This window comes from Enterobacter sp. MALB-1, assembly GCF_041021625.1.
Taxonomy (GTDB): Bacteria; Pseudomonadota; Gammaproteobacteria; order Enterobacterales; family Enterobacteriaceae; genus Enterobacter; species Enterobacter oligotrophicus.
On the sequence record NZ_JBDPJL010000001.1, the window covers coordinates 3,688,024 to 3,702,392 of the forward strand.

13 protein-coding genes and 1 riboswitch are annotated in these 14,369 nt (G+C 53.0%); of the genes, 6 read left to right on the plus strand and 7 right to left on the minus strand.

Translation table 11 applies throughout. The annotated features are described in order from the left end of the window. Positions 1-327: 327 nt before the first annotated feature. The 4 genes from cra to leuO all read right to left on the minus strand — a co-directional run bounded on the left by cra (position 328) and on the right by leuO (position 5,053). Entirely contained in the window at positions 328-1,332 is a 1,005-nt protein-coding gene (gene cra / locus ABGB15_RS17680; RefSeq protein WP_013095565.1) for a catabolite repressor/activator, read from the minus strand. 179 nt (positions 1,333-1,511) lie between these two features. After that, positions 1,512-2,003, minus strand: a complete 492-nt coding sequence (ilvN, locus tag ABGB15_RS17685) for an acetolactate synthase small subunit (protein ID WP_215723319.1) — start codon at positions 2,001-2,003, stop codon at positions 1,512-1,514. 1 nt (position 2,004) lies between these two features. Then, entirely contained in the window at positions 2,005-3,729 is a 1,725-nt protein-coding gene (gene ilvI / locus ABGB15_RS17690) for an acetolactate synthase 3 large subunit (protein ID WP_152083443.1), read from the minus strand. 379 nt (positions 3,730-4,108) lie between these two features. Then, on the minus strand, positions 4,109-5,053 hold the full coding sequence (leuO, locus tag ABGB15_RS17695; RefSeq protein WP_152083442.1) for a transcriptional regulator LeuO: 945 nt from the start codon (positions 5,051-5,053) through the stop codon (positions 4,109-4,111). A 639-nt stretch (positions 5,054-5,692) separates the two neighbouring features. Between leuO and leuL the strand changes: the two genes are divergently transcribed. The 5 genes from leuL to leuD all read left to right on the plus strand — a co-directional run bounded on the left by leuL (position 5,693) and on the right by leuD (position 10,552). Next, the gene (leuL, locus tag ABGB15_RS17700; RefSeq protein ID WP_148420167.1) at positions 5,693-5,779 is read left to right on the plus strand and encodes a leu operon leader peptide; all 87 of its coding nucleotides are present in this window, start codon (positions 5,693-5,695) and stop codon (positions 5,777-5,779) included. A 91-nt stretch (positions 5,780-5,870) separates the two neighbouring features. Continuing rightward, positions 5,871-7,442 carry a 2-isopropylmalate synthase gene (gene leuA, locus ABGB15_RS17705; RefSeq protein ID WP_152083441.1) on the plus strand — a complete coding sequence of 524 codons (1,572 nt, stop codon included), beginning with the start codon at positions 5,871-5,873 and terminating at the stop codon, positions 7,440-7,442. Next, complete coding sequence (gene leuB, locus ABGB15_RS17710) at positions 7,442-8,533, plus strand: 3-isopropylmalate dehydrogenase (protein ID WP_369064252.1); 1,092 nt, start codon at positions 7,442-7,444, stop codon at positions 8,531-8,533. The genes leuA and leuB overlap by 1 nt, the downstream gene beginning before the upstream one ends. Positions 8,534-8,535: 2 nt before the next feature. Then, entirely contained in the window at positions 8,536-9,936 is a 1,401-nt protein-coding gene (gene leuC, locus ABGB15_RS17715; RefSeq protein ID WP_152083439.1) for a 3-isopropylmalate dehydratase large subunit, read from the plus strand. Between the two features lie 10 nt (positions 9,937-9,946). After that, complete coding sequence (gene leuD / locus ABGB15_RS17720; protein ID WP_152083438.1) at positions 9,947-10,552, plus strand: 3-isopropylmalate dehydratase small subunit; 606 nt, start codon at positions 9,947-9,949, stop codon at positions 10,550-10,552. A gap of 91 nt (positions 10,553-10,643) precedes the next feature. On the opposite strand, the gene ABGB15_RS17725 is transcribed toward leuD, so the two are convergent. The 3 genes from ABGB15_RS17725 to sgrT all read right to left on the minus strand — a co-directional run bounded on the left by ABGB15_RS17725 (position 10,644) and on the right by sgrT (position 12,464). After that, positions 10,644-10,796: a Hok/Gef family protein gene (locus tag ABGB15_RS17725; RefSeq protein ID WP_010427008.1), complete on the minus strand. Its 153-nt coding sequence runs from the start codon at positions 10,794-10,796 to the stop codon at positions 10,644-10,646. Positions 10,797-11,013: 217 nt separating this feature from the next. Next, a complete protein-coding gene (locus ABGB15_RS17730; RefSeq protein ID WP_215723320.1) occupies positions 11,014-12,192 on the minus strand; it encodes a sugar efflux transporter in 1,179 nt (392 codons plus the stop codon). Positions 12,193-12,311: 119 nt separating this feature from the next. Further along, positions 12,312-12,464 carry a glucose uptake inhibitor SgrT gene (gene sgrT / locus ABGB15_RS17735; RefSeq protein ID WP_152083435.1) on the minus strand — a complete coding sequence of 51 codons (153 nt, stop codon included), beginning with the start codon at positions 12,462-12,464 and terminating at the stop codon, positions 12,312-12,314. Between the two features lie 88 nt (positions 12,465-12,552). Here sgrT and sgrR point away from each other — a divergent pair, with 88 nt between their 5' ends. Beyond that, entirely contained in the window at positions 12,553-14,208 is a 1,656-nt protein-coding gene (gene sgrR, locus ABGB15_RS17740) for an HTH-type transcriptional regulator SgrR (protein ID WP_276853653.1), read from the plus strand. 36 nt (positions 14,209-14,244) lie between these two features. Beyond that, positions 14,245-14,345: riboswitch (TPP riboswitch) on the plus strand. Positions 14,346-14,369: the final 24 nt, after the last annotated feature.

Below are 14,369 nucleotides of genomic sequence, written 5' to 3' on the forward strand. Positions count from 1 at the left end.
GGGCAGCATTTTAAGACATATTCGCAGGGGATAACAGCGCCAGTTTCATGACGGGGACGCCTGAACACACAAGCAGATTGGCAAGTTAAGAGGGAGAATGGAAAAACGTCTGAATATTCATCATCTGAATGACGTTTGTAACAAAATAATACATAAACGCTGTTTAAAAAACAGATGAATTTTCTTTTAACGATGATTTAAAAGGGCAATACGAATTAAGACTAAGAGCAGGGTAAAATTCCTAAAGAATTATCCTAATTTTTCTCCGGGAATTATCTTTCCACGTTTTTTACAAAATGGGGCAGCTTCGCTACCCCTGCCATTTATTCAGTGACGGCTCAAAATGCCGCGACGATAGAGATTACGTTTGATGCGAGTCAGCCCCGGTTTCGGTTTACGTGGCTCATCAAGGCTCGCGAGCACAATTTCAAGCACGCGTTCAGCAACGTCGCGATGGCGCTGAGCAACAGCCAGCACAGGACATTGCAGGAAATCGAGTAGCTCGTTATCCCCAAACGTCGCAATCGCAAGATCGGACGGCAGCTTCCCGTCACGACGTAACGTCACATCCATCACCCCCTGTAACAACGCAAACGAGGTGGTGAACAGGGCCTGCGGCATGGGATGCGTTTCCAGCCATTTTTCGAACAGCTGCGCAGCGGCTTCACGTTCATAGCTGTTGGCATAAAGATAGTGAACTTCACGCGGATCGTCTTTCCAGGCCGTCCTGAACCCCTGTTCGCGCAGGAAGCTCACAGAAAGCTCCGGCAACGCGCCAAGATACAGCACCGTTTCAGCCGGGAAAGTTCTCAGCTCGGCAGCCAGCATTTCTGCATCGTCCTGATCGGCACCCACTACACTGGTGAAATGTTCACGATCCAGCGCCCGATCCAGCGCCACAATCGGGAACGGATCGTTTGCCCAGCGCTGATAGAACGGATGCTCCGGCGGTAAAGAGGTGGAGACGATGATCGCATCAACCTGACGCTGAAGCAGATGCTCAATGCAACGCATTTCGTTGTCTGGCTGGTCTTCCGAACAGGCGATCAGTAACTGATAGCCGCGCTGGCGAGCCTGACGTTCAAGGTAGTTGGCGATACGGGTATAGCTGGTGTTTTCCAGGTCTGGGATCACCAGGCCAATAGAGCGGGTGCGTCCGGCACGTAAACCGGCTGCGACAGCATTCGGATGGTAGTTATGCTCACGAACCACCGCCATGACTTTTTCAACGGTCTTATCGCTGACACGGTACTGCTTTGCTTTACCGTTAATCACATAGCTGGCCGTAGTTCGTGACACGCCGGCTAGCCGGGCGATTTCATCCAGTTTCACAATTGCCCCTCAAAAAAAGAAAAGAGTCCATGGCCTTGTCAGGGTTATGGTTAAATCTTTTAACATCTAAACGCAGAAAAGCCTTCGCGGCAACCGCTTTTATCTGCGTTGTCGGCTGATTACACAAAAAAAAGCCCGGCTTGGATGACCGGGCTGAAAGAGGCGAACCTTTTTGACAACTAACGCATGATTTTATCGCCACGTGAAAGGCCAACGACCCCCGAACGCGCGACTTCAACAATTTTTGCCACATCCCGCACAGAGGCCAGGAAAGCATCCAGCTTGTCGCTCGTTCCGGCAAGCTGCACAGTATATTTAGAAGGTGTAACGTCGATAATTTGTCCACGGAAGATGTCCGTGCTGCGTTTGACCTCTTCACGGCCGTAGCCGCTGGCCTGGATTTTCACCAGCATCACTTCTCGCTCAACGTAAGCGCCCTGCCCCAGTTCACTGACGCGCAATACATCGACGAGCTTGTGCAGTTGTTTTTCGATCTGCTCAAGGACTTTGGCGTCACCGACGGTCTGGATGGTCATACGCGACAGCGTCGGATCGTCGGTCGGTGCCACGGTCAGGCTTTCGATATTGTAGCCACGCTGTGCAAAAAGCCCGATGACGCGGGACAATGCGCCTGACTCGTTTTCCAGTAATACAGATAATATCCGGCGCATATCAGGTTCTCTCCGTTTTGCTTAACCACATTTCGTCCATACCACCACCGCGTATGTGCATCGGATAAACGTGCTCTGCGCCGTCGACGATAACATCCACAAAAACGAGGCGATTGTTTTTGACGTGCTCAAGCGCTTCACTGAGTTTTGCTTCAAGCTCTGCAGGCTCGGTTACGCGCATGCCGACATGACCGTAAGCCTCGGCCAGGCGGACAAAATCTGGCAGCGACGTCATGTACGACTGAGAGTGACGACCGGAGTAAATCATATCTTGCCACTGCTTCACCATGCCGAGGTAACCATTATTCAGGTTCAGGACCAGCACCGGCAGCTCATACTGCAGCGCCGTAGACAGTTCCTGAATATTCATCTGAATACTGCCGTCACCAGTCACGCAGATCACGGTTTCATTCGGTAACGCCAGTTTCACGCCCAGTGCAGCGGGCAGACCAAAGCCCATCGTCCCCAGCCCACCGGAGTTGATCCAGTGTCGCGGTTTATCAAACGGGTAATAAAGCGCAGCAAACATCTGATGCTGGCCCACGTCAGAGGTCACATACGCGTCGCCTTTCGTCAAACGCCAGATAGTCTCGATCACCGCCTGTGGCTTGATGTTTTCACTTTGCGTGTCGTATTTCAGGCACTGACGCCCACGCCACTGTTCAATCTGTTGCCACCAGTCGCGGATCTCATCCAGCGGTTGGGAGGCCGTCTCGTGTGCCAGCAGATCCAGCATCTGATCCAGCACCTGTCGGGCATCACCCACGATCGGGACATCGGCCGGAACGGTTTTAGAGATAGACGTCGGATCGATATCGATGTGAAGCACTGTTGCATTCGGGCAATATTTTGCCAGGTTATTGGTCGTTCGATCGTCAAAACGCACGCCCACGGCGAAGATCACATCAGAATTGTGCATCGTCATGTTGGCTTCATAGGTGCCATGCATACCCAACATGCCCAGCGCCTGACGGTGCGTGGCCGGGAATGCGCCCAGCCCCATCAGCGACGATGCCACAGGAAGATTTAGCCTTTCAACCAGCGTGCGCAATTGTGCTTCGCATGCTGAGTTCACTGCGCCGCCACCCACATAGACAACCGGTTTTTTGGCTGCCAGCAGAGTTTGCAGCGCGCGCTTAATCTGACCTTTATGCCCTTGCGTCGTCGGGTTGTAGGAGCGCATGCTCACGGATTCCGGCCAGACGTAAGGGAGCTTATTCGCCGGGTTCAGAATATCTTTCGGCAGATCGACAACGACAGGGCCTGGACGTCCGCTCGCCGCCAGCCAGAAGGCTTTTTTCAGTACCCCCGGAATGTCCTCCGTTTGCTTCACCAGGAAACTGTGCTTAACGACAGGGCGAGAAATCCCCACCATGTCACACTCCTGGAACGCATCATACCCAATCAGCGAGGTTGCAACCTGCCCGGAAAGAATGACCAGCGGGATAGAGTCCATATACGCCGTGGCGATCCCGGTAATGGCATTGGTTGCCCCTGGGCCAGATGTGACCAGCACAACGCCCACCTCACCGGTTGCACGCGCCAGCCCGTCAGCCATATGTACAGCCGCCTGCTCGTGGCGAACTAACACATGATCAATGCCACCCACCGTGTGGAGTGCATCGTAAATGTCGAGGACCGCGCCTCCGGGATAGCCAAATACTTGCTTCACGCCCTGATCGATAAGCGATCGGACGACCATTTCCGCGCCAGACAACATCTCCATGCTTTGCCTCCAGGCTTTTTGTTATAGACGGGCAGCAGAATTCATTTCCACGCCGTCTTCTGACAGGGTTGAACCCATCTTATATTTTGCAGAGTGATTGTTACCTTAACCGCTCGTTATAAGGCAGGCAATTAGCAAACCGGGAAAGGCAAACGCTAAATAAAGAAGAAAAAGCAGGCATTACGGAGGGTTATGGTGAATTCCTCTGGAATAAGAGCTAGCGATAATAATTCATCGCTTAAAAGTGAGAAGATTCAGGAAATCATCTATTTTTGAGTGTACGGTCTACACCAAAAAAAATTCACACAGAAGAATATATTGAGCCACCTAAAAATAGCAGGATAAATCGCATGCCTTGATGCGATTTATCCCGGTAGATTTACCGACGGCAAACGCTAACAAGCAACTCTTCCATCCATTGATGCCCCTTATCGCGGCCAGCCGCTTCGTGCCAGGAAAGGTAACAGGTGCGGCTATTTAGCTTGAGCGGCAATGGCAGAATTTGCAGGTTAAGCTGGTCAGAAAACTCTTCTGCCAGCCAGCGCGGCGCTATAGCAACGAGCTGGGTCTGAGAGACAACATTTAATACGCTCACCATCGCCATGCCCTGATAAGCGACGCTGGCTTGTTTATCTGCGGTGTCATACCACGGCTGGCTGAATGAAGCATATCTGTCGAGAGCAACAACGGCATGCTGTTCACTATAAACATCACTTTCACGCAAAGGAGAATTCATACGCGGATGTTTTTTACTGGCGACTAAAACCATTTCATCTTTAAACAGCGGCACACAGGAGAATTCCGGACGACGAAACTCTTCGTATCCCAGAACAAACTCAGTTTCCTGATAACGAAGCTGATGCTCGGTGTTCTGATTTAATGATGATTTAAATACCAGGTGAATATTCGGCGCAATCTCTTCAACTTTGTTGTATATAACAGAAGTTAAATAATTATCTAACGGGCTACAAACACAAAGATGGAAAACACGCTCGCTGCTTAAGGGTTCAAAACCCGAACCTGGCAGCTCATTTTGTACCAGTTGTAACGCCTGGCGAATTGAACCGAAAAGCTGGAATGCACGCGCAGTGGGTTGTATCCCCCGCCCATAACGAACGAACAATTCGTCATTAAACATGACCTTGAGCCTGGCCACGGCGTTACTCACGGCCGGTTGTGACATGCCAAGCGATTGGGCCGCGCGCGTAATATTCTGCTCCTGCATAACCGCGTCAAACACGGTTAACAGATTGAGATCCACTGTGCGTAACTGAGGTTTAACCCCGTCATAGGACTGAGGTTGATTAATATTATTTTCTGGCATTTCTGACTCCACTGTCACGCTAAACTCCCTTTGCCAAAGTACAGTAATAAGTTCGAAAAATATGATTTACCATGCATATACAACCAGCGAAAGAGAATTATTTAAAATTCGGAAAATATAAAGAACACCCCATCAAAAGATTACATTTCGCATCTTCGTGATGAAGCGTTAAAAATCGGTTCAAATGATAACAATAACATTAGGGTTGGCATGAAACCATAAACCAGACAAATAAACAATCTCCCTTCAGGTTAATGATGACTTAAGTATTATTAAACTATTAATACCAAGCCATGTTCGTGGGTTAACAATCTGATATCATAATGCCCCTGCCAAGCACCGTTAAACTATTCACGGCATCTATAAATTAATGAAATCAAAAACATTTTATTTCGCAGCGCGACAATAAACAAATTATGTTGAATTGATACTAATTATATTTAAATCATTCCAGAAATGAATAGCCACTCCGGGCGCAGGCAATTAAATCGGTCTCAAACGAAAAATCCAGCACAATTAGCTAAAGCTGATGCCCGGCACCAGCACACGGCCAGGCTCGTTTTTACCCGGCAGGGGTTGACATGAATCTCCGTATCCAGTACCACTAAAAGCATAACGTATTTAACTGGAGCATGATTCATGATTCGCACCCTTCGTTTCACCGGTCTACTACTACTAAACGCATTCACTGTGCGCGGTAGACTGGCGGGCGAAATTCAGCGTTGAATCGTCACCAGTAACACTAAGAACCCGCGCCACTGCGCGGGTTTTTTTATGCTCGTAGCAAGGCGCCCTAAGACAGACAAGGACCTAACCCATGAGCCAGCAAGTCATTATTTTCGATACCACGTTACGTGACGGTGAACAGGCATTACAGGCGAGCCTGAGTGTGAAAGAAAAACTGCAGATTGCGCTGGCCCTCGAACGTATGGGTGTTGACGTGATGGAGGTGGGCTTCCCTGTCTCTTCACCGGGTGATTTTGAATCGGTGCAGACCATCGCGCGTACCATTAAAAACAGCCGCGTATGTGGCCTGGCGCGCTGCGTAGAGAAAGATATCGACGTTGCAGCCGAATCACTGAAAGTCGCCGAAGCGTTCCGTATTCATACCTTTATCGCCACCTCGCCCATGCACATTGCGACCAAGCTGCGCAGTACGCTCGATGAAGTCATTGAACGCGCGGTATACATGGTCAAACGTGCACGCAACTACACGGATGACGTTGAATTCTCATGTGAAGATGCAGGCCGTACGCCAATTGAAGACCTGGCGCGCGTGGTGGAAGCCGCTATCAACGCGGGTGCCAAAACCATCAACATCCCGGATACCGTTGGCTACACCATGCCGTTTGAGTTCTCTAACATCATCACCGGCCTGTACGACCGCGTACCTAATATTGATAAAGCCATCATCTCCGTTCACACCCACGATGATTTGGGTCTGGCCGTAGGCAATGCCATTGCCGCCGTCCACGCCGGTGCGCGTCAGGTAGAAGGTGCGATGAACGGTATCGGTGAGCGTGCGGGCAACTGTTCACTGGAAGAAGTGATCATGGCGATTAAAGTGCGCAAAGACATCATGAATGTGAATACGCGCATTAATCACAATGAAATCTGGCGCACCAGCCAGACCGTCAGCCAGATTTGCAACATGCCCATCCCTGCTAACAAGGCGATCGTCGGCACCGGTGCATTCGCGCACTCTTCCGGTATCCACCAGGACGGCGTGCTGAAAAACCGCGAAAACTACGAAATCATGACCCCGGAGTCGATCGGCCTGAACCAGGTACAGCTGAACCTGACCTCACGCTCTGGCCGTGCGGCGGTCAAGCACCGCATGGAAGAGATGGGTTACAAAGACAGCGATTACAACATGGATCAGCTGTACGACGCCTTCCTGAAGCTGGCCGACAAAAAAGGCCAGGTATTCGACTATGACCTGGAGGCCCTGGCGTTCATCAACAAGCAGCAGGAAGAGCCGGAACACTTCCGCCTGGATTACTTCAGCGTGCAGTCAGGCTCCAGCGATATCGCCACCGCCTCGGTCAAACTGGCCTGCGGCGATGAAATCAAAGCCGAAGCGGCAAACGGCAACGGCCCTGTCGATGCCATCTACCAGGCAATTAACCGCGTCACTGAGTACGACGTTGAGCTGGTGAAATATGACCTGACGGCTAAAGGCCACGGCAAAGATGCCCTCGGTCAGGTGGATATCGTGGTGAATTACAACGGCCGCCGTTTCCACGGTGTGGGTCTGGCGACCGATATTGTCGAATCTTCCGCAAAAGCGATGGTGCATGTCCTGAACAACATCTGGCGCGCCGCCGAAGTCGAAAAAGAGTTGCAACGCAAAGCTCAGAATAAAGAGAACAACAAGGAAACCGTGTAATGTCGAAGAACTACCATATTGCTGTGTTGCCGGGTGACGGTATTGGCCCGGAAGTGATGGCACAAGCGCTGAAAGTCCTGGAAGCCGTTCGTTCGCGTTTTGCGATGAAAATTACCACCAGCCACTACGATGTGGGCGGTATCGCGATTGATAACCACGGTACGCCATTGCCGAAAGCGACCGTTGAAGGCTGTGAAAATGCCGATGCCGTGCTGTTTGGCTCCGTGGGTAGCCCGAAATGGGAACACCTGCCACCGGCAGAACAGCCTGAGCGCGGCGCGCTGCTGCCGCTGCGTAAGCATTTCAAATTGTTCAGCAACCTGCGTCCGGCGAAGCTGTATCAGGGGCTGGAAGAGTTTTGCCCGCTGCGTGCGGATATCGCCGCCAACGGTTTCGACATCCTCTGCGTGCGTGAGCTGACCGGTGGGATCTACTTCGGCCAGCCAAAGGGCCGCGAAGGCAGCGGCCAGCATGAGAAAGCGTTTGATACCGAGGTGTATCACCGTTTCGAAATTGAACGTATCGCGCATATCGCGTTTGAATCTGCGCGCAAACGCCGCCATAAAGTCACGTCCATTGATAAAGCGAACGTGCTGCAGTCGTCCATCCTGTGGCGTGAGATCGTCGGCGAAATTGCTAAGCAATATCCTGACGTTGAGCTGTCGCACATGTATATCGACAACGCGACCATGCAGCTGATTAAAGATCCGTCCCAGTTTGACGTGCTGCTGTGCTCCAACCTGTTTGGCGATATTCTGTCTGACGAGTGCGCGATGATCACCGGCTCCATGGGCATGTTGCCTTCTGCCAGCCTGAATGAGCAAGGCTTTGGCCTGTATGAACCGGCTGGCGGCTCTGCGCCGGATATCGCAGGCAAAAACATTGCCAACCCGATTGCGCAGATCCTCTCCCTGGCCCTGCTGTTGCGCTATAGCCTCGATGCAGGCGATGCCGCAACCGCAATTGAAAACGCCATTAACCGTGCGTTAGAAGAAGGCGTCCGTACCGGTGACTTAGCACGCGGCACGGCAGCAGTCAGTACCGATGAAATGGGCGATATCATTGCCCGCTATGTCGCTGAAGGGGTGTAATCATGGCGAAAACGTTATATGAAAAATTGTTTGATGCGCACGTTGTCTACGAGGCACCAAACGAAACCCCACTGCTGTATATCGACAGGCATCTGGTGCATGAAGTGACCTCACCACAGGCATTCGACGGGCTGCGTGCGCACAAGCGTCCGGTGCGTCAGCCGCGTAAAACCTTCGCGACGATGGATCACAACGTTTCCACCCAGACCAAAGATATCAATGCGTCCGGTGAAATGGCGCGCATCCAGATGCAGGAGCTGATTAAGAACTGTAATGAATTTGGCGTTGAACTGTACGATCTGAACCACCCGTATCAGGGCATCGTTCACGTGATGGGGCCTGAGCAGGGCATTACTCTGCCAGGCATGACCATCGTCTGCGGTGACTCCCATACCGCCACTCACGGCGCGTTTGGTGCGCTGGCGTTTGGTATCGGTACTTCTGAAGTTGAACATGTTCTGGCAACGCAGACCCTGAAGCAGGGCCGTGCCAAAACCATGAAGATTGAGGTCAAAGGCAAAGCGGCACCAGGCATTACGGCTAAAGACATTGTACTGGCGATTATCGGCAAAACCGGCAGTGCAGGCGGTACCGGCCACGTGGTCGAGTTCTGCGGCGACGCTATTCAGGCGCTGAGCATGGAAGGTCGAATGACCCTGTGCAACATGGCCATCGAGATGGGAGCCAAAGCGGGCCTGGTGGCACCAGACGAAACCACCTTCAACTATGTGAAGGATCGTTTGCACGCGCCAAAAGGCAACGATTTTGTTGAAGCGGTAGAATACTGGAAAACCCTGAAAACGGATGAAGGCGCAACCTTCGATACCGTTGTCACTCTGCAGGCGGAAGAGATTGCGCCGCAGGTCACCTGGGGAACGAATCCCGGCCAGGTCATATCCGTTAACGATATCATTCCGGACCCGGCTTCCTTCGCCGATCCGGTCGAACGCGCCAGCGCGGAAAAAGCACTGGCCTATATGGGGCTGAAACCCGGCGTGCCGCTGACTGACGTCGCGATCGACAAAGTGTTTATTGGCTCCTGCACCAACTCCCGTATCGAAGATTTGCGCGCCGCGGCAGAGATTGCCAAAGGCCGTAAAGTGGCTCCCGGCGTACAGGCGCTGGTTGTACCGGGTTCCGGTCCGGTGAAAGCCCAGGCGGAAGCCGAAGGTCTGGATAAGATTTTTATCGAAGCGGGCTTCGAGTGGCGCTTGCCTGGCTGCTCCATGTGTCTGGCCATGAACAACGACCGCCTGAACCCCGGCGAGCGTTGTGCCTCTACCAGTAACCGTAACTTTGAAGGCCGTCAGGGCCGTGGTGGGCGTACCCATCTGGTCAGCCCGGCAATGGCCGCCGCTGCGGCAGTCACTGGCCATTTCGCCGATATTCGCAGCCTGAAATAAGGAGACAATCATGGCAGAGAAATTTACCCAACATACGGGCCGGGTTGTTCCACTGGACGCCGCTAACGTCGATACGGATGCCATCATCCCTAAACAGTTTTTGCAGAAAGTGACCCGCACGGGTTTTGGCGCACACCTGTTTAACGACTGGCGTTTCCTGGACGATAAAGGTGAAGTGCCTAACCCGGAATTCGTCCTGAACTTCCCGGAATACAAAGGCGCATCCATCCTGCTGGCGCGCGAAAACTTCGGCTGCGGCTCATCGCGTGAGCACGCCCCCTGGGCGCTGACCGACTATGGTTTTAAGGTCGTTATTGCTCCGAGCTTCGCGGATATCTTCTACGGCAACAGCTTTAACAACCAGCTGTTGCCGGTAACGCTGAGCGATGCGCAGGTCGACGAGCTGTTTACGCTGGTACAGGCGAATCCGGGTATGTCGTTTGAGGTGGATCTGGAAGCGGAAGTGGTGAAAGCCGGTGATAAGACCTACAGCTTCAGCATTGACGCGTTCCGCCGCCACTGCATGCTAAACGGGCTGGACAGCATTGGCTTAACGCTGCAGCACGAAGAGGCTATCTCCGCTTACGAGAAAAAACAGCCTGCGTTTATGGGCTAAATGCAATGGCCCGCATCCTGCGGGCCATTGATAAGGGTGCGTTGGGGCTTGACCACTCTGGAGAGGCGGGGAACTTCCCCCGCCAATACCGCTAACGTTTTGCTTCGTAGGCCAACACTGCCGCCAGCTCTGTTTTCTCCTGTCTGAAATGCAGCTCACACAGCGAGTCGCGAACCATCCAGGTGAAGATCAACAACGTCGTACAGATCAGAAACAAACCTAACAGCAGAGTACGTTTTGGCATTCCAGCCTCCTTATTGCTTTTCGGCAATGAAGAGACTAACCTCGCAATGATGGTTGTGAAGTTGGTCTCCCCATCAGTTTTTTTGATGTGGGAATCTCCACTGTTTGCCTCTTGCGAAAGCCTGAGGCAAACAGCCTCAAGCACCCGCCACGCACTCTATGCTCCTTCTCAGAGCCTGTCAGAAAGTCAGTGAATTTCGTGAAGCCGCCTTCCAGAATCAGACATCTTTCACACGACACGTCAGCAGTAACGTCATAACAGAGATCGCAGCAATCACCCAGTACACTGGCGCATGTCCGTAGCTTTGCGCCAGCGCGCCCTGAATCACACCGGCCAGAATCACTCCCGTTGAAATACTGTTGGTAAAGAGCGTGGTGGCTGAGCCTGCCCGACCCGGCATTAAATCCTGGAACCAGAGCATCCCAATCCCGGCGACAATCCCGATAAATACAGCGTTAAACAGCTGCAGCGCCAGCAGCGCCGTATGGCTGTGGAAGAAAATCAGGCCAAAATAGAACAGCACGCCCGCCGCCACGGCAGTTACCATCATCCTTCGCTTGCCGAAGCGCTTAACGTAATACCCCGCCAGTATCATCGCCGGGATTTCCAGCCCGGCAGCGGTGCCCATTAAAATCCCCGCGAGCTTATCCGGCAAACCCAGTGTGCTGCTGATCCACAGCGGCATATCGATGATGTACATGGTGTTGCAGGTCCACATCAACGTGGAGGCGATAAACAGCATCCTGACATTCTTATCCTGCCAGCCGCTGACATGCGTAATGGGCTTATCCGTCGTCTGTTCGACACGCGCCACCGACGGCAGCGCGAAGGTAATCAGCACCAGGCTGATGGCAAAAATCCCGGCGGCGATGGAAAACATAGCAGTAAAGCCGTAATTCAGCGCCAGCATGAACGCCAGCGGCGGGCCGATCACCCACGCCAGCGAGAGCTGCGCACGCATCACCGAGCTAAACATCACCACTTCCCGCGCTGAACTGTCGGCATATTCACGCGCCAGCGCGAACAGTTGCGGCATGGCAGTGTTCGCCAGAGACGCCAGCAGCACTCCGCAGGTGAGAAGCGTCAGGTAATGACGATTGAACGCAAACAACAGCGCATTAGCGACAGCCATGGCACAGCAAAACAGGATCAGCTTACGACGGTCACCCTGACTGTCGGATCGTTTTGCCAGCCACAGGCTGACGAGGATACCGGCAATGGCATTGACGGTGTAGAACAGGCCAACCCAAAACGGCTGCGCCCCCACTTCACGGCTGAGGAACAGACTGAGCGTCGGTGCCTGCAGCGCTCCCGCCACGCCCATCATGAAGGCCACCAGCATAAAAGCGGCATACACGCCGTTCAGGCGTCGCCCCATCGTCATCAACCAGAGCATGCGCAAGTCCTTGTGAAAGCGAATCGAAATTGGGTGAATAGTAAACGAAAAAAGCCAGCAAAAACATTTTGCTGGCGGGTGATTAGCACCAATACTCAGTCACACATGATCGAGGCGAGTTAGCGAGAAGAGGTCGGTTTCGTAACGTCCCACTGCATCAGATCTTCCAGCATTTTCAGCCGTTGCTCTGCACACTGGCGGGCCAGCCAGGACACACCTTGTGTCGCTGAAAAATAGTGCTGATAAAACTGACGTGCGGTAGACCTCTTCATAATTTACCTCCTCGCTTCATCGGGAAGAATTATTGGCTTAATATAGGGATAAATAAATTGCTGATTTTTTGTCAGGAGTTCCTCTTTTATGCCTTCCGGTCGTCTGCAACAACAATTTATCCGCCTGTGGCAATGCTGCGAGGGGCAATCGCAGGAGACCACGCTGAACGAACTGGCTGACCTGCTCAACTGTTCGCGTCGGCATATGCGCACGCTGCTCAACACCATGCAGCAGCAGGGCTGGCTCAGCTGGGAGGCCGAGGCGGGACGCGGCAAGCGTTCACGTTTGACCTTCCTGTATACCGGGCTGGCATTGCAACAACAGCGGGCGGAAGATCTGCTGGAGCAGGATCGCATCGATCAGCTGGTACAACTGGTGGGCGACAAGGCCGCAGTGCGCCAGATGCTGGTCTCTCATCTCGGACGAAGTTTTCGCCAGGGACGCCATATCCTGCGGGTGGTCTACTACCGCCCTATGAAAAATCTGTTACCCGGCACGGCATTACGTCGTTCTGAAACACATATGGCGCGGCAAATCTTCAGCGGGCTGACGCGGATAAATGAGGAAAACGGGGAACTCGAAGCGGATATCGCGCACCACTGGCAGCAGCTCTCCCCCCTTCACTGGCGTTTCTTTTTACGTCCTGGCATTCATTTTCACCACGGCCGCGAGCTGGATATGCGCGACGTCATCGTGTCTTTAGAGCGCGCCCGCACGCTGCCGCTCTACTCGCACATCACGCATATTCATTCGCCGACGGCCTGGACGCTGGATATCGAGCTTTCGCAGCCGGACAAATGGCTTCCCTGGCTGCTGGGCTATGTACCGTCGATGATTTTGCCCGCCGAGTGGGAATCGCTGAACAATTTTGCCAGCCTGCCCATCGGCACCGGCCCCTATTCCGTTTCACGCAATAACAATAATCAGTTAAAAATCCGTGCCTTTGACGACTACTTTGGCTACCGGGCGTTGATTGATGAAGTGAACGTCTGGGTGTTACCGGATATCAATGAAGAGCTCAGCGTTGGGCTGACGCTGGAAGGCCCCACTACCGGTGAAAAAGCGGTTGAGAGCCGCCTTGAAGAGGGCTGTTATTATCTGCTTTTTGATAGCCGCACCCATCGCGGCGCAAACCACGAGGTCCGCAAATGGATCAGCCACATTCTCGCCCCCGCAAACCTGATCTACCACGCGGAAGAGCAATATCAAACCTTCTGGTTCCCGGCATATGGTCTGCTTCCCCGCTGGCACCACGCCCGACCGGTGCAGGCTGAAAAGCCCGCGGGGCTGGAATCCATCACCCTCACGTTTTACCGGGAGCATGTCGAACACCGTTTTATTGCCAGGATCATGAGCAAACTGCTGGCGGCCGTTGGGGTGACGCTGGAAATCCAGGAAGTGGACTATGATGAATGGCATCGCGGCGATATCGTCAGCGATATCTGGTTAAACAGCGCCAACTTCACTCTGCCGCTCGATTTTTCGCTCTTTTCGCATCTGTATGAGGTGCCGCTGATCCAGCGCTGTATCAACCGTGACTGGCAACAGGACGCCACCCAGTGGCGTGCGGGTGAGATGAACCTGGCCGCGTGGTGCCAGCAGCTGTTATCCGAACAGGCCATCGTGCCGTTGATCCACCACTGGCTGATGATTCAGGGCCAGCGCAGTATGCGCGGTTTGCGGATGAATACGCTGGGCTGGTTTGATTTTAAATCCGCCTGGTTTGCTCCGCCGGAACCATAACACTTTCGTAATATTCACCAAATCATTACAATACTGCCGTTCTCAACGGGGTGCTGCATCACTGATGTGCGCTGAGATAATACCCGTCGAACCTGATCCGGATAACGCCGGCGAAGGGATTTGAGGCTGTCGCTCAAAATCCTTTGCCACTCAACTTTGAG

Coding starts and splice junctions, on each gene's coding strand:
- ilvN (WP_215723319.1), bottom strand. CDS start 2,003: ATGCGCCGGATATTATCTGTATTACTGGAAAACGAGTCAGGCGCATTG.
- ilvI (WP_152083443.1), bottom strand. CDS start 3,729: ATGGAGATGTTGTCTGGCGCGGAAATGGTCGTCCGATCGCTTATCGAT.
- leuO (WP_152083442.1), bottom strand. CDS start 5,053: ATGCCAGAAAATAATATTAATCAACCTCAGTCCTATGACGGGGTTAAA.
- leuL (WP_148420167.1), top strand. CDS start 5,693: ATGATTCGCACCCTTCGTTTCACCGGTCTACTACTACTAAACGCATTC.
- leuA (WP_152083441.1), top strand. CDS start 5,871: ATGAGCCAGCAAGTCATTATTTTCGATACCACGTTACGTGACGGTGAA.
- leuB (WP_369064252.1), top strand. CDS start 7,442: ATGTCGAAGAACTACCATATTGCTGTGTTGCCGGGTGACGGTATTGGC.
- leuC (WP_152083439.1), top strand. CDS start 8,536: ATGGCGAAAACGTTATATGAAAAATTGTTTGATGCGCACGTTGTCTAC.
- leuD (WP_152083438.1), top strand. CDS start 9,947: ATGGCAGAGAAATTTACCCAACATACGGGCCGGGTTGTTCCACTGGAC.
- ABGB15_RS17725 (WP_010427008.1), bottom strand. CDS start 10,796: ATGCCAAAACGTACTCTGCTGTTAGGTTTGTTTCTGATCTGTACGACG.
- ABGB15_RS17730 (WP_215723320.1), bottom strand. CDS start 12,192: ATGCTCTGGTTGATGACGATGGGGCGACGCCTGAACGGCGTGTATGCC.
- sgrT (WP_152083435.1), bottom strand. CDS start 12,464: ATGAAGAGGTCTACCGCACGTCAGTTTTATCAGCACTATTTTTCAGCG.
- sgrR (WP_276853653.1), top strand. CDS start 12,553: ATGCCTTCCGGTCGTCTGCAACAACAATTTATCCGCCTGTGGCAATGC.